The 18,078-nt window shown below is 54.0% G+C and carries 13 protein-coding genes, 1 tRNA gene and 1 pseudogene; 8 read left to right on the top strand and 7 right to left on the bottom strand.

Annotated elements, in window-relative coordinates; all coding sequences use genetic code 11:
* A pseudogene (locus TX82_RS16275) lies at window positions 1-985 on the bottom strand (glutamate synthase subunit alpha); the annotation flags it as partial.
* A 581-nt stretch (window positions 986-1,566) separates the two neighbouring features.
* Here TX82_RS16275 and TX82_RS09230 point away from each other — a divergent pair.
* From TX82_RS09230 to TX82_RS09200, 7 genes are all read left to right on the top strand, one after another.
* Window positions 1,567-2,220: a CBS and ACT domain-containing protein gene (locus tag TX82_RS09230; RefSeq protein WP_005009595.1), complete on the top strand. Its 654-nt coding sequence runs from the start codon at window positions 1,567-1,569 to the stop codon at window positions 2,218-2,220.
* Window positions 2,221-2,533: 313 nt separating this feature from the next.
* A complete protein-coding gene (locus tag TX82_RS09225; RefSeq protein ID WP_187291942.1) occupies window positions 2,534-3,811 on the top strand; it encodes a carbohydrate porin in 1,278 nt (425 codons plus the stop codon).
* A gap of 120 nt (window positions 3,812-3,931) precedes the next feature.
* Window positions 3,932-5,491, top strand: a complete 1,560-nt coding sequence (locus tag TX82_RS09220; protein WP_005009593.1) for a 2-isopropylmalate synthase — start codon at window positions 3,932-3,934, stop codon at window positions 5,489-5,491.
* Between the two features lie 106 nt (window positions 5,492-5,597).
* Entirely contained in the window at window positions 5,598-6,392 is a 795-nt protein-coding gene (cmoA, locus tag TX82_RS09215; protein ID WP_005009591.1) for a carboxy-S-adenosyl-L-methionine synthase CmoA, read from the top strand.
* A gap of 40 nt (window positions 6,393-6,432) precedes the next feature.
* Window positions 6,433-6,627, top strand: coding sequence for a hypothetical protein (locus TX82_RS09210; protein ID WP_005009582.1), 195 nt, complete (start codon window positions 6,433-6,435; stop codon window positions 6,625-6,627).
* A gap of 47 nt (window positions 6,628-6,674) precedes the next feature.
* Window positions 6,675-6,751: transfer RNA gene (locus TX82_RS09205), tRNA-Pro, on the top strand.
* Window positions 6,752-7,006: 255 nt separating this feature from the next.
* A complete protein-coding gene (locus TX82_RS09200; RefSeq protein ID WP_005009578.1) occupies window positions 7,007-8,068 on the top strand; it encodes a hypothetical protein in 1,062 nt (353 codons plus the stop codon).
* Between the two features lie 400 nt (window positions 8,069-8,468).
* Here the strand turns inward: TX82_RS09200 and TX82_RS15245 are convergent, their stop codons facing one another.
* The 4 genes from TX82_RS15245 to TX82_RS09180 all read right to left on the bottom strand — a co-directional run bounded on the left by TX82_RS15245 (window position 8,469) and on the right by TX82_RS09180 (window position 13,514).
* On the bottom strand, window positions 8,469-10,088 hold the full coding sequence (locus tag TX82_RS15245; RefSeq protein WP_005009577.1) for a sensor histidine kinase: 1,620 nt from the start codon (window positions 10,086-10,088) through the stop codon (window positions 8,469-8,471).
* 44 nt (window positions 10,089-10,132) lie between these two features.
* Complete coding sequence (locus tag TX82_RS09190) at window positions 10,133-11,521, bottom strand: OmpP1/FadL family transporter (RefSeq protein ID WP_187291941.1); 1,389 nt, start codon at window positions 11,519-11,521, stop codon at window positions 10,133-10,135.
* Between the two features lie 115 nt (window positions 11,522-11,636).
* Window positions 11,637-12,800, bottom strand: coding sequence for a helix-turn-helix transcriptional regulator (locus TX82_RS09185; RefSeq protein ID WP_005009574.1), 1,164 nt, complete (start codon window positions 12,798-12,800; stop codon window positions 11,637-11,639).
* 258 nt (window positions 12,801-13,058) lie between these two features.
* Window positions 13,059-13,514: an SRPBCC family protein gene (locus tag TX82_RS09180; RefSeq protein ID WP_005009573.1), complete on the bottom strand. Its 456-nt coding sequence runs from the start codon at window positions 13,512-13,514 to the stop codon at window positions 13,059-13,061.
* Window positions 13,515-13,874: 360 nt separating this feature from the next.
* Between TX82_RS09180 and TX82_RS09175 the strand changes: the two genes are divergently transcribed.
* On the top strand, window positions 13,875-14,075 hold the full coding sequence (locus tag TX82_RS09175; RefSeq protein WP_005009571.1) for a cold-shock protein: 201 nt from the start codon (window positions 13,875-13,877) through the stop codon (window positions 14,073-14,075).
* Between the two features lie 94 nt (window positions 14,076-14,169).
* Here TX82_RS09175 and TX82_RS09170 read toward each other — a convergent pair whose 3' ends face one another.
* Entirely contained in the window at window positions 14,170-15,078 is a 909-nt protein-coding gene (locus TX82_RS09170; RefSeq protein WP_005009569.1) for a metallophosphoesterase, read from the bottom strand.
* A gap of 115 nt (window positions 15,079-15,193) precedes the next feature.
* On the bottom strand, window positions 15,194-17,896 hold the full coding sequence (gene polA, locus TX82_RS09165) for a DNA polymerase I (RefSeq protein ID WP_005009565.1): 2,703 nt from the start codon (window positions 17,894-17,896) through the stop codon (window positions 15,194-15,196).
* Between the last annotated feature and the right edge of the window lie 182 nt (window positions 17,897-18,078).

Here is an 18,078-nt window from a genome sequence, read left to right as displayed (position 1 = left end):
CGTCCCACGGCTCCATCATCGACGCGTGGTATTCGAAGAAAGCGCGCTTCTCATCGTCCATCGTTTCGTGGCCGCTCCACGGCTCGGGAATCATCATCATCACCGCGTGGGGAAGCGAACGTCCGGTCATAACCAGGAGTTCCAGCGCCTGGTCGAAGTCGGCGGTGTCGCTGCCGCCCGGCGGAATGACCGGGATCAGTTTTTCCGAGTCGTCGAACAGGTCGCTCGCGAACATGGCTTCGCGCGCGGACATCCAGTTCTTGTTGCCCTGCACGGTGTTGATCTCACCGTTGTGCGCGACCATGCGCATCGGCTGGGCGCGTCCCCAGGAAGGAAACGTGTTGGTGCTGTAGCGCGAATGAACGAGGGACAGCGCAGACGTCATACGCGGATCGCTGACATCGAGGTAGTAACGTCCCACCTGCGGGGCCATCAATTGTCCTTTATAAACGATGGTTTTGCTGGAGAGACTGCAAATGTAATAAGACTCGTACAATTCGGCAAGACCGGAGGCCCGGATGGCGCGTCCGGCCTGCTTGCGCACAATATAAAGTTTGCGTTCAAAAGCGTCCCGGTCTTCGATACTGCCCGCCCCGATGAAAATCTGGCGGATGTCCGGCTCCACTTCCGCCGCCACGGTGCCGATCTGCGTGTTGTCCACAGGCACCTTGCGCCAGCCCAGCATCTCAAGCCCTTCTTCCTTTGTGGCCTGGTCGAAAATCTGCATCAGGCTTTCCGCCCGGTCGTCCCGCGGAAGGAAAACCAGTCCCGTACCATATTTCCCTTCGGAGGGCAGGTTGATGCCAACCTTTGCACACTCTTCCTTATAAAAAGCATGAGGGATCTGGATCAGGATTCCCGCACCATCGCCGGTGAGCGGATCGGCACCCACCGCACCCCGGTGCTCCAAACGGTTCAGGAGTTCCAGCGACTGCTGGATGAGCTCATGGGACTTCTCCCCTTTCAGGTTCGCAATGAACCCCACCCCACAGTTTTCTTTTTCAAATCGCGGGTCGTACAAACCCTGCCGTTCAGGTAATCGTTGAATATTCATAAATAACGTTGATTGGGTTTTATATCTGAGCTTGCAAGGCTGGCTGTTTAGCAACTCAGCTTAAATGGAGCAAAGCCTGTGCCATTTGAGATAGTGGCTGTTAAATCAATAGCTTTCAACTTAACGCCCAATTTAGATTACATTATAACCATATAGCAGTGTAAAAAGATAACACTCGTGTAAGAACAACTGTGGGGGGTGCCAGCCCGTTCTTATTTGTGGAACCCTTCATTTAAGTACAACTGAATTCCTAAAATCAACTGAAAAATGACCCTTCCCCGGATTCTTCGGGGGTCTTCATCTGCATTCAAAGGCCCGCCGGAAACCCTGTATTTGACGTGTATTTTGTGAACCGCTTCTGGTAAAAAAGAGGGAGGGAAGTCCCGTCCGGTAACCGGCTTTCCGGCAGATTATACCCCCGGCCCGCAATTCAATCCATGTTCTTCTGACAGGGCCGGATGAAATTCGGACGGGTACCTTCCGCACATGAACCGAATATTTGGAGGGGGCTTATGATTGTCGGCGAGGTGATGTCCAAGAAACTCCACACGGTAAAAAAATCCGATTCCCTGAAAAAAGCGCAGGACCTGATGGTGACCCATGCCATCCGCCATCTGCCGGTCGTGGACAAGGGAGAGCTTCTCGGCATCATCACGGAAAGCGACATCCGCGGCGCCTTCATCGGCCAGGGGAGAAATGCCCGCAAGGGCAATTCGGGCAAGCTGGAGATCAACAATCCGGGCAAAATGAAGGTCAACGACTACATGACCCGCCACCCCCTCGTGGTGGTGCCGGAAACCCACATCGAAGACGCCGCCCTCATGATCTACAAAAACAAGATCGGCGCTCTTCCCGTCATCAAGCGAAACAAGTTGATTGGTATCATCACCATCATGGACATGCTTGGTATATTCGTCGATCTCATGGGCATTCTTCACTCCAGTTCGCGCATCGACGTAGTGATGGACAAAAACCCTGAAAATTTTGAAAAGGTGTCCAGCATCATCAACAAGGAGGGGTTGAATATCATCAGCGTCGGCATGGCCCCGTATCTCAAGGACCCGACCCAGCAGGTCTACTTCTTCCGGCTCGACCTGTGTGAAACAAAAAATGTGGTGAGCAAAATCGAAAAAGCCGGTTTCCACGTGATCAGTTTCATGGATTGAACGACCGGAACCATCCAGTTCCTGCCTTTGCCGTCGTATCCCACACTCGTCCACCCGGGCAGAAACGGCACACCGAATCCGGCCCAGCATCATCGGAATTCTCACCGTATTTTTCTCAAAAAGCCGATTCCTATTTACCAATTCGGAGTAAAATATCTCTGTAGGCTTTTGCCAGGTTGCCGAAAGGGGAAAATGAAATCGGGAATCTGGCGGTGGTCAATGCTTCTCTGACTCTATTTGATCTTCAAATCGGGAAATACCTGTGCGCGTGGCTTCTTTTGTGGTGAACCGCAATCGTTTGGGCCAGGGTGGAATGCTGATTTTTCTGACGTTCCTCCTTTTTGAAACCCTACTTCCAACCCCTCTTGCCGCACAGGATCTCGACGGACTCGACCGCCACGGCAACATCACCCTCCGCCGGGAAACCATCACCGGAAACTGGGGCGGGCTGCGCACCGAGCTTCTGGACCGGGGGATCTATTTCCGCGGTGGGTACATGGGCGAACTGTTTCACATGGACCCGCGTCACCAGGGAAGCCAGACCCGTTATTTCGGTTACGCGGATTTCGAGCTGCACGCCAATTTACAACAAATGTTTGACGGGCCCGACGGCCATTTTTTCTTTTACGCAACCCTCCTGCACGGCAACCGGTTCCAGCCGTTCATCGGTTCCGTTCATGACCTGAGCAATATCGAAGGCCGCCCCAACCTGCTTCTCATGCAGGCCTGGTACGACCAGCATTTTTTCGACCGGCGCATGGCCATTCTGGTCGGCATCTATGACATCGCCAACGAGTTCGACTACCGCGAATCCGCGCAGTTGTTCCTGAACGGGGCCTTCGGCACCGGCGTGGATTTGACCGAATCCGGCATCGCCGGGGTGCCGACTTATCCCCTCACCACTCTGGGCATGCGTCTTAGGATCGAACCCACTCCCAACTGGTATTACAAGGGCGCTGTGCTGGACGGAGTACCGGGAGACCCGCAGAATCCCCGCGGGACGCGGGTGATCCTGGACGCGGATGACGAGGGGGTACTGTTCATGAACGAGGTGGGATACGAGTCGGACCGGCCCCGCTGGGGCCTCAACAAGGCCGGGATCGGAAGCTGGTGGTACACCAAACGGTTCCCGGACCTGGTGGAGCAGGACTCCTCCGGTAATCCCGCCACCCACACCGGCACGCAGGGTATTTACCTGTTCGCCGAGGGCACCTTTTATCAGGAATATCCGCGCTCCAGACAGGGGCTGCGGGGGTTCGCACGCCTGGGGTTTTCAGACCAGGACGTCAATGCGCTCTCCACCTATTTCGACGCCGGGCTGGAATACACCGGACTCATTCCCGGCCGTGACAAGGACAAGGCGGGCATCGCCGTCTCCTACCTGTTTTTCGGTGACAAATTCAAGCAACAGCAACGGGCGGCAGGCATCACCATCGACGACCCCGAGGTGCTGATCGAGGCCACCTACAGAATCCGCGTTCGGCCGGGGATGTTCCTGCAACCGGACGTGCAGTACGTCTTCAATCCCGTGGCCCGGGCGGGGGCGACGGACACGCTCTCCGTCGGCTTCCGCTTCGGCCTCAATTTCTAACCCGCCCCTCTTCCAGCACAAACCCGGGCAAAAAACGCCCGCTCCCTCTCGCTTCCAGCCGGAATTGCGTTACAATGGAACGTGATTGATTTAACAATCCTTTAACAAAAGAGAAAGATCATGCAACCGGAACGTATCATCATATTCGACACGACATTAAGAGACGGGGAACAATGTCCCGGCGCCAGTATGAACAATAAGGAAAAACTGGAAATCGCCCGGCAGCTGTCTCTACTGAAAGTCGATGTGATCGAAGCGGGGTTTCCGGTTGCTTCTCCCGGGGACTTCGAGTCGGTCAAACAGATCGCGAGCGAAATCCGCGGTTCGTCGGTGGCGGGGCTCGCCCGTGCGCTCAACAAGGACGTGGAAGCCTGCGCCCGCGCGCTGGAAAAAGCGGAGTCGCCGCGCATCCACATTTTCCTGTCCACGTCGAAACTGCACCGCGACCACAAGCTGAACATGGACAAGGGGCAGATCATCAAGATGGCCACCGATGCCATCGAGTTCGGGCGCAAGTACTGCGACGACATCGAGTTTTCTCCGGAAGACGCGTCGCGCACGGAACCGGACTTCCTCGCCGAGGTGGTGGAGGCGGTGATCGCCGCCGGTGCGAAGACGGTGAACATCCCGGACACGGTGGGCTATTCGGTGCCGGAACAATTCGGCGCGCTCATTCACTCGCTCAAGGAGAACGTGCCGAACATCGACGACGCCGTCATCAGCGTGCACTGCCACAACGACCTCGGCATGGCCGTGGCCAACTCGCTGGCTGCGGTGAAAGCCGGGGCGCGCCAGGTGGAGTGCACCATCAACGGCATCGGTGAGCGCGCCGGCAACGCGGCGATGGAAGAGATCGTCATGGCGCTCAAGACGCGCAAGGACTTCTTCGGTTATGACACGCGCATCGACACCTCGCACATCATAGCGTGCAGTCGGCTGGTCAGCAGTCTCACCGGATTCTTCGTGCAACGCAACAAGGCCATCGTCGGCAAGAACGCGTTCGCCCACGAGTCCGGCGTGCACCAGGACGGCTACCTGAAGAAGAAGGACACTTACGAAATCATGGACCCGCGTGACATCGGGCTCGACAGTGCGGAGTTGGTTCTAGGCAAGCACTCGGGGCGCAACGCGCTCAACAAGAAAATCGAGAGCATGGGCTACAAGCTGACCGTCGAGGAGATGGACCGCGTGTTCTCCGAGTTCAAGGTGCTGGCCGACGAGAAGAAGGATGTTTACGACGAAGACATCCTCGCCGTCATCCAGAAACAGGTGACCACCGACGACAGCCTTAACACCTACGTGCTGGAGAAAATCCAGTGCGGGTTCGAGACGGGCGTCATGCCGGAGGCGACGGTTCAGCTCAAAAGCCGCGACGGCCAGACGCACACCGCCACGGCGCAGGGCGACGGACCGATCGACGCCATCTACAACGCGATGGACAAGATCACCGGCCTCACCTGCAAACTGCTCGACTACCAGGTGATGTCGAAGACCAAAGGCAAGGACGCGCAGGGCGAGGTATCGGTCCGCGTGCTCAGCGAAAACCGCGAGGTGCTGGGCAAGGGCACCGGCGTCAACACCGTCGAGGCCAGCGGCGTCGCCTACGTCAATGCCATCAACAAACTCCTGCTGAAAAGCAAGAGCGGTCCCGTGGACGGCAACGAAATCCAGGGTCCGTGACAGGCAGGCAGGTTTGTTGAAACCATGTAACATTCGAATCCCCATGCCGGGCGGCACCCCGCCGGGTGTGGGGATTCGTTTTTATAACCCCTGATTCCCAAACCGCATGACGCCCCGACAACGCGACGACCTGTTCGCCCGCGACGACGCGCCGGAAAAATTCGAGTTCAACGAATCCGTCGCGCGCGTGTTCGACAACATGCTGGAGCGGAGCGTTCCGTTTTATAAGGAATGTCAGCAGATGGTGGTATCGCTGACCGCCACGTACGCGCAACCTGGCACGCGGGTGTACGACCTCGGTTGCTCCACCGGCACGCTGGTCCGTGAGATGGCGCGCGCCCTGTCCGCCTCGTCGGACGTGCGCTTCGTCGGCATCGACAACTCCGACGCCATGATCAAAAAAGCGCGGCGCAAGCTGAAGGAGTTCGGCGGTCGGTGCGAGGTTGTTGCGGGCGACCTCAACGGTCCGCTGGAGTTGGCGGACGCGAGCGTGGTGGTGATGAATTACACCCTGCAATTCCTCCCCCCGGCAAAACGGCAGGCCCTGTTGAAGCGCATTCATCAAAGCCTGCTCCCCGGCGGGGCGCTGATCCTGATCGAGAAGGTGAAGGCCGAGGCCGAGACTCTGGACCCGGTCTTCGTCGAGCGCTACTACGCTTACAAGCGGGAGATGGGGTATTCCCGGATGGAGATTTCCCGCAAGCGGGAGGCCTTGGAGCAGGTTCTGGTGCCCCTCCGCCCCGGCGAAAATGTTACAATACTCGAAAAAGCCGGGTTCCGGGACGTGGACGTGTTTTTCAAATGGTTCAACTTTTGCGGATTCGTGGCCCTGCGCCGCGGCGGATCGAATACGCGGCCAGCGTCCGGCAAAAAACGCGCGAAGGCACGCAAGTCCCGTTGAAAACGGCAAAAAACTGGTGTACCCTTAGCACCTTTGAGGAATGGAGCCATGCCGCAGTACGACCATACCTGCAAAAAAATGCAAACACAATTTTGTGGTGGAGATGCGCATCTCCGAGGTGGGCAACAAGGAAGTGACGTGCCCCAAGTGCAAGAAGTCGAAAGACGTCGAACGGAACGTGACCAACACCTCGTACTGGTCCGAGAGCGTCGACCGCTACCGCTGGGACAAGTGACCGGCGGGAAGACGAATTGAAAGTTTAAAGACAATACCGAAAACGGTCGGGATGTAGCGCAGCCTGGTAGCGCACCTCGTTCGGGACGAGGGGGCCGGAGGTTCAAATCCTCTCATCCCGACCAGTTTTATTTATAGGGACTACGGTTCATACCGTAGTCCCTTTTTATTTGATTTTTAACGCTCCAAATACTAGTGGTTAGTTTTTCCAAAACGCTGTTTCTGCGTTCAGATACCCTCCCCCCTACAAACAAACCACTATTTTTAGCTAAGCCTTGACACCCCAACTTACTCGGAATACCTTATAAAAATAAGCATCTTGTTTGGAGCACCGATTCTCTCATTATCACTGTGCTTAAAAAATTGGGGAGGGCGAAGAAATGTTTAATTCAATATTTAAGTTTAATCAGGCTTTAGTTTTTCTTTTTCTAATTTCCCCTTCCACTACATTAGCCGAGGAGATGTCTTTATCCACTTCTCGAGTGATTGGAGTCCAACAGAAAACGGAAAACACAATAAAAAAACCATGCGAAGGTAAAAAAGCTCAATTTGGAAATTCGTATGTAACTTTAGAGCTTATCAAAATGACAGTAAACAAAGATGACAATTTAGTAAAAAGAATTCTCAATTCCAATAGAGCATCCTTTCCCGTTGCAAAATTAAATGCAACTTACAAAGAACAAAACATCTCAATATCAAAAGTGGGCTCAACTAAAAGTATTATTGGGGGAGAAAGCAGTTTAGACATGGGCGTTGAATGGGTTTTAATCGATAGGTTACCGTGGGTTCTAAAAGCTCCCAAAATCGAAATCAAGTTGGGTTATACGTCTGATTCAACGTTAGAGGCACTGGCCCAATCTTTTTCTGAAATCACTAATAATCTTCCAAATTACACCGTATCATCGTCTATCCAAGTAGGCTTGGGCGTAGCACAAGCCATTGACAAACTTCTATTTGGAGATGGCAGATCAGGAGATCTCCTTAAAATCCAAAAAGACCTACCGTTAATTGCGAACCAACTCTGCGAAGGATATTATGCAATTTTTGGGGCCGAAAAAAGCAATACTTACGAAAAGTACTACAAAAAAGACGACTTGGTGTGGACTGGACACGATCTGCAATTTAAAGATAAAACAATAAAAGATGCATCTTTTATTATACTCCGCATAGTAGTAAGTGATAGATATTACATGCAACCCGAATTTGCACTAAATGATACCAACAAGCCTTGGACTCGAAAATATAGTGACTTAATCACAGGCCTTTTTGAATTAAGTTACATTTCAACTTCGGAAGGATTAAAAGAACAAAGAAATAAAATTCGAAATTCTTTATTAGAGGCCAAAATACTTCTAAATGCAGATTTGGATTTAATATTTCAAGAAAAATTAGAAATACACAGTTACGCCCTAAAAGAAGCAAACAAAAACTTAAAACGTTAGAGGATAGAATTAACAAAACTGAAAAGACCGTAACCACGGCAAGTACGGAGTCGGTAGTTAGAGCCATCACCAATGACATTAAATTCGTTGACGAATATGCTGTTAACACTGCTTACCAAATCATGGAAAATCCGAAATTCATATCAAATAGCACTGTATCAACCCACCTATTTACCGACCAGTACCAAAAAACATTAACTGAGTTAACTCAAGACTTGTCATTTCACCAAAAGTGGAATACTAGTTACCAAACTGACTAAGGATAAGAAATCATTATTTATAGCTATGAGGTCTAGGCACGTTTAATCAAAATAATTGTCAGCGGAAAGCCAAGTTTAGACTTAAATATTTGAGATCAATTTATAATCAACGCAACTTCAACTTAATACGAAAGTTAACTTTATTTTACTGGAAGGAGGAAATAAAAAGTGGAGCCTTTGCCGGGTTCGCTGACGACGCCCACTTCGCCGCCGTGCAGGGTGATAATCTTCTTCACGATGGCGAGGCCGAGGCCCGTCGCTTTTTCCTGCCCGGTCGGCTTACTGCTCAAGGTCTGGAACTCGCCGAACAACAACTTCTGTTCTTCTTCGGACAACCCCACACCTTCGTCTTTGACCGAAAACTGGATTTTGTCCCCCTGCAACTCGGTGGAAACCAGCACGTTGGAAGTGGGTGGGGAAAATTTGATGGCGTTGCTTAAAAAATTGTTGATGGCCTGAATGAGGGCGTCTTTATCGAACGGAAACGGCGGCACCTTAGCCAGATTTTGCTTAATGCAGATTTCCTTTTTGTTGGCCACGATCTGATTGAGGCTCACCTGCTCCTCGATGATGGAATTGATGTCCTGGATCATCCGGTTGATCTCGATTTTTCCCTGCTCGATCTTGGAGATGTCCAGCAGGTTCTCCAGAAGATGAATCATGTGACCGCTGGCATTGTAGATTTTATCGAAGAACCTGCGGTGCTTGTCGCTCACTCCCTGCGTGCATTCGTCCCGCAACGCTTCACTGAACGTCCGTATGACGTAAACCGGATTGCGCAGGTCGTGTGCGGCAATGCCCAAAAATTTATTTTTGAGCTCGTTCATTTTGGTCAGCTTTTCATTCTGGTCCTGGATGATGGCCTCCGCCCGGCGGTGCTCGATGGCATCGGCGATCAATCCCCCCATCGACTTCAAAATCTCCGGGCTCCGTTCGTACCACGACGGGTTGGAGTTGGTGTACAGGAAAAGGACGCCCACCAGTTTGTCACGGCTTTTGAGGGGGATGATGTAATGTCCGTGCGCCGTCATGCCCTCGTACTTCCGCTCGTGGCGGGGATCCGAAAAGCAGTTGTTGCTGACCAGCATCTCCCCGCTCATCGCCACCCGCCCGCACAGACACTCGCCGAAAGGAACCTCCGCATCCTGGCGGTGAAACTCTTCCGGGAAGTCACCGACAGTGGTGTACAGGCGCAGAACTTTTTTATCATGGTCCGCGATGAACACCCCCGCCTTGTACTCGATCCTCAACTCGCTCAACCTTATGATCTCCTCGACGGCACGGCTCAGCATTTGGGGAAGCGGGTCCTGCGTCTGTAGAATTTTGGATACGTTGTGCAAAGCGGTGTACTCCATGTTGCGGCGCAAGGTTTCCTCGTGGGCCTGAAGCTGGGCGGTCGTGCCGTGCAGAATGGCGACGAAATGGGAAATGCGGTCGGCGGGATCCGAGATGGGAAAGATGGTGACGTCAGCGGGAAAAGCCGTTCCGTCGCGTTTCTTGTTCACCATCTGCCCGCTCCAGATGTTTCCGGACATGAGCATTTCCCACATGGTGATGTAAAAACTTTCAGGGTGATGCCCGCTCTTTAATATTCCAATGCCTTTTCCTACAACATCGTCCGCACGAAATCCTGTGAGCAGTTCGAAGGCGGGGTTGACATGGCTGATCACGCCGTCCGGGTCGGTGATGTAAACCGCTTCAGGAAAAGAATCTGAAATCCGCGACAGCTTCTGTCTTTTAAAAAGGTCCAGTTCTTTCATCGCATTATTTTGCCTTTCCAAGATACCGCCGCTTCATACCGCAATCAGAACAACAGGCGGAAGCTCACCACGCCGACATGAAAGATCGTGTCCCAGCGGCCGATGACGGCGGGCCGGCGGTTGCGGTTGATGGTCCGCGAGTCATACGCCACCACCTGGTACGCCATATCCACTCCCACCCCTTCCAGCGAAAACTTCGTTTTCTTTTCCCCGCCGCACTGGAACCAGCCGAAGAAACTGCCCTGCTTCTCACACATCCAGCCGAAGCCGACGGAGTAGGCGTTGTATTCGGAGTCCGGCACCGCGGGCGAAAACGTGAACTCCGGCACCGGCGACTCCGACCGGACATAGCCCGCCCGCAAGGAGGCTGTCCAGCCCGGCTGGTCCAGCCAGTAACGAAACTTGTATTCGGTGCCCACCATCCAGACCCACGCGCCCTTCCAGTTCAATGGAAACGGAAGGGTCGCGCCGTTGGACAGGGTCACATCGATATCCTTGAGCGAACTCCAGTCCGCATACTCCACATCGACTTCCAGCTTCCATTCGCGGCGCCTGTCGCGAAGCGGCCAGTAAGCGACCGCCCCGGAAAAAATCTGTGGCAACTCCAATTGGGCGAAAGCGTCCGCGGATTTATTTCCCGCAACCACGAACGCTCCTTCCAGGTCCAGTGTCACTTGACTGCGGTAAACAAACGCCAGGTTGAGGATTGGCTGGTGTTCTTCATCCCACATCGCCGTGTAGAGGATACCCACATTGAATCCGACACCGGAATCCTTGCCGTTCAATTCCAGAGGCGTGCCCGGGGGGATGCCCAGGGGAGCGAACTCCGGTCCGGCATTCAGCTTCTGTTCCAGGTGGCCCTCGCCGATGAAATCAAAAAACGTGTAAATGTCCAACCCCGCGCCGATCGAAACCCGGTCATGCAGGGCGTAGGCCACGGTCGGTTTGAAATCGACCAGCGAAAGCTGGTTGCGTGTGGATACCGTGTTGAAGGGTCCCTGGTCCGGGTACTTGTTGATCAAACCGAAGGGGGAGGTGATGCCCAGTCCGACCGCCATTCCTTCTATGGATTCGATGCCGAGGCTCTTCAGGTCCGACGTCAAATAGAAATGGGCCGGAGGAGGATAGGCAACAGTACCGTCCAGGTTGCCTTTCGTTTTACTGCCGTTGGAGCGGGTGAAGGTGGTTTTGCCCCCAACCAGAATCACCCCGCCGGAAACCTGGATACCGGAAAGCCGGGCAATGCCTGCGGGATTGAAATGAATTGCCGAGGGATCGTCCGCCTGTGCGGAGAAGGCCGTCCCCTGGCCGGTGGCGGCCGCTCCCTGATCCAGAATTCTGAATGCTTCGGCCTGAACAGCAGGTGCGGGAACAAGATGGAACAGTACGTATGAGGCAATGATGTGACCGAGCATGCAAATGAATCGTTTCATCTGCATACGCCCTCGTGTTTAAAATTCGGCAACCCTGATGCATCACAAAATTCAAAAACGTGAACTCCACTTCATTCGACTTGCAAAAACGCCAGCTGGCCCGATACCGATTAAATCATTCATTCGGCAGGCTCATCCTTGAAAAAAACTGCTCACGGGTTTGAACGCCCAGCTTTTCAAAAATTTGTTTGATATTTTCCTGGACCCGCTCCGGGCTGATAAACAAACGTGCGGCAATGGCCACCGGTTCCATGCCATCCAGCAACAGGCAGGAAACTTCCATCTGCACCTTATCGAGCCCCGCCTCCTGCATGGCCAGGTTGCGCAGGGAATACGGATCTTCCACCGGTTTCATCTGCAACAGCCAGCACGGGTCCTGTCCCCAGTTCTTCCTTTCCAGCATGCACAGGTTCAAGCGGAAGACGCCTTCCGGTAACTGGTAAAAGACCAGCTCGACAGGGGAGCTTTGGATTTCGAAAGGCGGTTCGAAACGTGAAATTTCCCGGCTGAGAATCCGCATCAACTCCGGCGGAATCATCTGTCCCGTACTCACTCCCACTACTTCGCTGAACACCCGGTTGCAGAACAGGACACGCATGTTGGAGTGAAACAAAGCAATCCCTGTCGGCACATCCACCAACGCATCCACAAGAGACTGGTACCGTTTCAACTCATCATTCAGGATGATGGTCTTGATGGTCTGCAACAGATGAGGACGCAACAACTCCAGCACCCGGATATCGCGCAGGGTGAAGTTCTTATCGTATCGATCCACCTCTTCGATCGGCGCGTGCCGGTGGATTCCCAAGCCATGCGTGATTTCAGGCTGATCGAACGTCGCCAGGAAATTGGCGATCGGGTTGAGATACAGCCAGGAGTCGCGGACATACTCCGGGTTTTCCGCGAAAAACTGGTCCTTTTCCCTGACAAACAATTCGCGCGGGATGTCCACATCCACCGCCACCACCGGCCGGGCCACCCGTACCAGCATGGTGGGGATGGATTTGATGTAAGGAATGGAATCGGAAAGCTGGTTGAAGTCTTCCTGCGGAACGCCCACGCAATCCACCAAGCCCACCTGCCCCAGCGACTTGCTGGTGAAATCCATGTTGATCCAGCCGTAGAGAGCCGAGTCCGCCTCGAACAGAGGCAGGACATGACTGCCGAACACACCGCGGAGCGCCTCCCGCGTGTCGCACCCATGAAACTGGGTGATGGTATCTAGAATGGCTAAATAATCTTTTTCCGGGATGGAAACAGGACACGAATTTTGAACCATGATCAGCCCCTCCCAAAGCGGCAATGACACACCGGCTTTCAAGCTCACTGGTAAAATTCTGAATTTCCCGTCCTTATATTCACTTAATATTCACCCAACCGGCATAACCCGCAATAGGTAATCCAAAACAATCTTCCATTACATATCGGAATAAAACAACCCGGCCCCAAACCGGCAAAATTTAGCCAAAGTTTTCCGAAGAAACATCACAAACCAAAAGGTAAAGCGATGGGATTGGGGCATTGAAGGAAGATCTGCCTATTCCACTGTGGGTTCACCTTTTCCGGTTTCGACGTAGGCTTTCAGGCTGGTGTGCAGAAAAAAGCCCCACACATCACTGCAGACATCGTTGCATTCCAACCCGGCCAGCCCCACATGTGTGAAGGCGAGGTGCGCGCCTTCACCCAACGACTCGATTTCAAAAATAACTTCGGTGCCGACCCAGTCGTTCGGATCGCTGGAAACCCCGGGCGGGTGTTCGGCCTCTATGCATTTCCAATGCACGAGACGGTCCGTCTCCAGTTTTTCTACCTGCATTCTGACAAAGAATCCGGTTTTGGGGAAACGCATGGTGGCGACCGACCCTTCATTCCCGTCGAACCGGGTAAATACCGTCCACCATCCGCAAATGCCGTCGCGCGTGGCAACCGCATCAAAGACAGCCGATGCATCGGCGCGGAGCGTCAGTTCGGTTTTAAAATTGTTTTTGTTCATAAACGCGCCTCCAAAACGGCCTGTCAAAACTTTTGTTTTTATGTGGGAAAAGAGTATTAGATATGACCATTTAGCATGTAAATATTATTCCGATAATACTAGGAAATTGATACCAATTCTGCTATGGTTATGGCGTTGGAAAGCGACCGCCACAGGGGGAGGTGGATGCTTCGACGGGAGAATCTGGCCTCCTCCGCGTATCCCATATAAAGGGTTTTTATATGGCTGGCGGTCACAAGGGTTGGATTGGCCCGTCTCGTTTCGATCAAACTCCGGGATTACCCAACCCAGTAAAAACAGGGAACGCACTTTCGGCGCAAAGACGGGGGGTTCCCACCAATTTGTAGGAGTTTATTCGGTATGTCTGAAGGCAGAGTCAAGTGGTTCAATCAAAGCAAGGGTTATGGTTTTATCGAAGCCGATGATGGCAAAGACTATTTTGTTCATTTCTCGGAAATCCAGGTTGAGGGCTTCAAAACCCTTCAAGAGGGGCAATTGGTGGAATTCGAAGGGAGCATGGGTAAGAAAGGGCCGCAAGCCTCAAAAGTCGTTCCCAAGTAATTTCGACGCTCTCTTAATCCGGCGGGGTCTGTTTACAGGCTCCGCCGGATTTTTTTGCCGAAAAACGACGGCGGAGCCAAATTGGAACGTGGATTCAAACAAGAGTGATCAACGTCACTTCCGGGGGGCACAGCAGGCGGATGGGGACAACGAGGTGCCCCACCCCGCGCGTCACATACGTCTGCCGGTGACCATCACGGGCCAATCCCTCCATATACTTTCGTTTGCGCACTCCCGCCTGAAACGGCGCGCCGATGAAGGGAAGCTTGATCTGCCCGCCATGGGTGTGGCCGGACAGGATGAGATCGATCCGTTGCCAGTCATACAGGATTTCGTTCACTTCCGGGTTGTGGCTGAGCAGGATGCGCACCGCATCCTCCGGCGACCCCTTCAGCGCGTCTCCGGGTGAACAGGAGTCCTGCCAGTAATCATCGACACCGGCGAGAACAATGGCCTCACTGCCGCGCTCCACTTTCACATTACGATTTCTCAACCATTTCACCCCGAATCCCTGGGCGAACTCCTTTTCCAGCGTCAACACCGCCTCCGGTCCGCTCCAGAAATCGTGGTTGCCCAGAACACCGTAAATGCCGTGCGGCGCCTTCAATCCGGAAAACGCGTCTACAATGTTCGCCACGTACCGTGGTTCGAATTCATGGTACGGCTCGCCGGGAAAACGAAAGGTGTGGCCGATGAAATCGCCGGTGAGAGCGATCATGTCCGGCCGGGCCGTCATCAATAGTTCGGCGGCGCTTTGCAGATGGTCTTTGGAAACGATGGGTGAGGAATGCAGATCGCTGAGCAGGCCGATGGTGAATCCGCGGAACGCGGGAGGCAGGTTGCGGATGGTGACTTCCACCCGCTCCAGGCGGATGTTGGATTTCCACGTGCTGGCGTAGCCGTGACCCACACCGGCACCACTCACGGCAAACACTCCCAGCATGCCTTTCAGAAAAGACCGGCGGGGAATCGGCTTTTTAAAGAAGTTGAAATGATATCTCAAGACCGGCGCGCCTCTCAAACGTTCCTTCTATTATCGCGAGCAGGCACCCGCTAAATCCACAAAAAAGAAACGACCGGATGCCGATCCACTCCACAACGCCGAATTTCATGCGTATTCAGTGCGCGTCGCTCCAGTTTTCGCCCCAGTCCATGTTGACGGTGAGCGGAACCTTGAGCTTCGCCACGCCTTCCATTGCCTTTTTGACCAGAGGCTCCATCGTTTTCTTCTCACCTTCGGGGCATTCGAAGATCAATTCGTCGTGCACCTGCAGGATCATGCGCGACTCCAGTTTCTCCTTCAACATTTTATCGTGGATGTGGAGCATCGCCATCTTGATGTAATCAGCGGCGCTTCCCTGCACCGGCGAGTTGATGGCGGTGCGTTCGGCGGCTTCGCGCACCTGCCGGTTCTTGCTGTTGATGTCCGGCATGTACCGTCTGCGGTTCATCATCGTTTTCGTATAGCCGTTATGGCGCGCCATCTCAATGGTCTCGTCCATGAACGTCTTCACGTTTTTGTACAGATCGAAATACTGGTCGATGAACGTCTTCGCTTCCTTAGGCGTGATCTTGAGCTGCCGCGACAGGCCATACGCGCTCAACCCGTACACGATGCCGAAGTTCACCGCCTTCGCCATGCGCCGCCCTTCGGGATCGACCTGGTCGATGGGCTGACCGAATATCTCCGCCGCCGTGCGGCTGTGGATGTCTTCATTATTCTTGAAGGCGCGGATGAGCGCCGGGTCGCCGGAGAGATGCGCCAGCAGGCGCAGTTCGATCTGCGAATAGTCGGCGGACAACAGCCAGCATCCCTTGTCGGCGAGAAACGCCTTGCGGATCTCGCGTCCCACTTCCGACCGGATGGGGATGTTCTGCAGGTTGGGGTCGCTGCTGCTCAACCGCCCGGTGGCGGCGACGGTCTGGTTGTACGAAGTATGAATGCGCCCGGTCTCCTTAAACACTTCGCCCTGCAGGGCATCGACGTAAGTCGATTTCATCTTCGCGAACTGGCGGTAGTTGAGGATCTTGTCCGGCAGGTCGTGCTCCGCCGCCAGCTCCTCCAGCACGCTGACATCGGTCGAGTACCCGCTCTTGGTTTTCTTCACCGTGCGCAGGTTGAGCTTGTCGAACAGGATGGTCGAAAGCTGTTTCGGCGAATTGATGTTGAACGGCTCGCCCGCCAGCGCGTAAATTTCGTCCTCGATCTTTTTGAGGTCCTTCTCCAGCTTCTTCGACAGTTTTTTCAGATGGTCGGTATCGAGCAGAACACCCGTCAACTCCATCTCCGCCAGCACTTCGAGCAGAGGCAGTTCGATAGTCTCGTACAATTCCAGATCCTCGCCCTTCAACTGCTTTTCGAAATGCCGCGTCAGGCGGTAGGTGACGTCGGAGTCCTCCGCCGCGTACTCCGATGCACGTTCGATCTCCACTTCATCGAACCCCACCTGCTTGGAAGCCGATCCCGCCACGTCGCTGTACTTGATGGTGGTGTGCTGAAACGTCTCGAGCGCGAGGTCGTCGAGACTGTGACTGCGCCGCGACGGATCGAGCACGTACGACGCCAGCATGGAATCGAACACGATGCCCTGCAACTGCACGCCCTCGTTGTGCAGGACGATGAGGTCGTACTTGATGTTGTGGCCGTACTTCTCCAGCTTCGGGTCTTCGAGCAGGGGCTTCAGTTTGTCGAGCACGTGTTGTTTGTCGAGTTGTTCCGGCACGCCCAGGTAACGGTGCGCAACCGGGATGTAACACGCCTCGCCCTCCGCCCACGAAAACGAAATGCCCACCATCTTTGCCTTGACCGGACGCTTCGACGTCGTTTCCAGATCGAGCGCGAACGCCTTCGCTTTTTTTAATTTTTTGATGAGATCGTCCAGCGCCGTGTCGTCGAGGATGGTGTCGTAGTCGCGCTTGATTTCGGACCCGGATGCGGATGCCGCGCCGTCGTGGCCCTCCCCTTCCGGCAACGCCGCCAGCAGGGTTTTGAATTCGAGATCGGTGAACAGCTCGCGCAGTTTATTATTGTCCGGATCGCGCGCTTCGAGGTCCTCGATCTTGCAGTCGAGCGGCGTGTCGAGTTTGATCGTCACCAGCTCACGGCTGAGCAGGGCGTTGTCCTTGTCCGTCTCCAGTTTTTCTTTCAGCTTGGCCTTGTCGATCTCGTCGAGGTGTTCGTACAGCCCCTGGATCGATCCGTATTTCTGGATGAGGTCGGTGGCCGTTTTGGGTCCGACGCCCTTGACGCCGGGGATGTGGTCGCTCGAATCCCCCATCAGGCCCATCACCTCGATCACCCGTTCGGGTTCCACGCCGAATTTTTCCTTCACGTCATCGATGCCGAAGCGTTTTTCCTTCATCGTGTCGAGCATATGAATCTTGTCAGTGATCAACTGCATCATATCCTTGTCGCCGCTGACGATGGTGACATCCATCCCCGCCTTCTCGCCTTCGCGCGCCAGCGTGCCGATGATGTCGTCCGCCTCGTAACCCGGTTTGCGCAGGCTTTTGATGTTGAATGCATCGACCAGCGGTTCGAAATACGGGAACTGCACCGCGAGGTCTTCCGGCGGCACGTCGCGGTTGGCCTTGTAGTCGGCGTACATGTCGTGGCGGAAGGTTTTTTCCTTGCTGTCGAAGACGACGGCGAGGTAATCCGGTTGCTCCTCCCGCACCACTTTCATCAGCATGGTGGTGAAGCCGTAGAGCGCGTTGGTGGGCTGGCCCTTGGAGTTGGACAAGTTGTGGCGGATGCCGAAAAACGCGCGGAAGATGTACGACGAACCGTCGATCAGGTAGAGCTTTTTCTTCGAGGCCATGCGGTGCGCTTATAAAAGGTTGGTCACAAAAACCTCAATGTACTACAAAACCGGGATGGGGCCAATAGGAGGCTTAGGAAGGAACTCAAGGGGCGTAAAAGCCTTATATACAAAAGAGATGGAAACTATTGAGTTGCTTTGAGCATTTAAGTTTTTGGCAAGGATTCATATCTCTTTTAAAC

This window comes from Nitrospina gracilis 3/211, assembly GCF_000341545.2.
In the GTDB taxonomy this organism is placed as follows: Bacteria; Nitrospinota; Nitrospinia; order Nitrospinales; family Nitrospinaceae; genus Nitrospina; species Nitrospina gracilis.
The sequence above is the reverse complement of the archived record's forward strand: the minus strand, read 5'-3'. Positions and strand labels throughout refer to the sequence as shown.

Bases quoted from the DNA above. Each gene is read 5' to 3' on its own strand.
- TX82_RS09230 (WP_005009595.1), top strand. From the start codon at position 1,567: ATGATTGTCGGCGAGGTGATGTCCAAGAAACTCCACACGGTAAAAAAA.
- TX82_RS09225 (WP_187291942.1), top strand. From the start codon at position 2,534: ATGCTGATTTTTCTGACGTTCCTCCTTTTTGAAACCCTACTTCCAACC.
- TX82_RS09220 (WP_005009593.1), top strand. From the start codon at position 3,932: ATGCAACCGGAACGTATCATCATATTCGACACGACATTAAGAGACGGG.
- cmoA (WP_005009591.1), top strand. From the start codon at position 5,598: ATGACGCCCCGACAACGCGACGACCTGTTCGCCCGCGACGACGCGCCG.
- TX82_RS09210 (WP_005009582.1), top strand. From the start codon at position 6,433: ATGGAGCCATGCCGCAGTACGACCATACCTGCAAAAAAATGCAAACAC.
- TX82_RS09200 (WP_005009578.1), top strand. From the start codon at position 7,007: ATGTTTAATTCAATATTTAAGTTTAATCAGGCTTTAGTTTTTCTTTTT.
- TX82_RS15245 (WP_005009577.1), bottom strand. From the start codon at position 10,088: ATGAAAGAACTGGACCTTTTTAAAAGACAGAAGCTGTCGCGGATTTCA.
- TX82_RS09190 (WP_187291941.1), bottom strand. From the start codon at position 11,521: ATGAAACGATTCATTTGCATGCTCGGTCACATCATTGCCTCATACGTA.
- TX82_RS09185 (WP_005009574.1), bottom strand. From the start codon at position 12,800: ATGGTTCAAAATTCGTGTCCTGTTTCCATCCCGGAAAAAGATTATTTA.
- TX82_RS09180 (WP_005009573.1), bottom strand. From the start codon at position 13,514: ATGAACAAAAACAATTTTAAAACCGAACTGACGCTCCGCGCCGATGCA.
- TX82_RS09175 (WP_005009571.1), top strand. From the start codon at position 13,875: ATGTCTGAAGGCAGAGTCAAGTGGTTCAATCAAAGCAAGGGTTATGGT.
- polA (WP_005009565.1), bottom strand. From the start codon at position 17,896: ATGGCCTCGAAGAAAAAGCTCTACCTGATCGACGGTTCGTCGTACATC.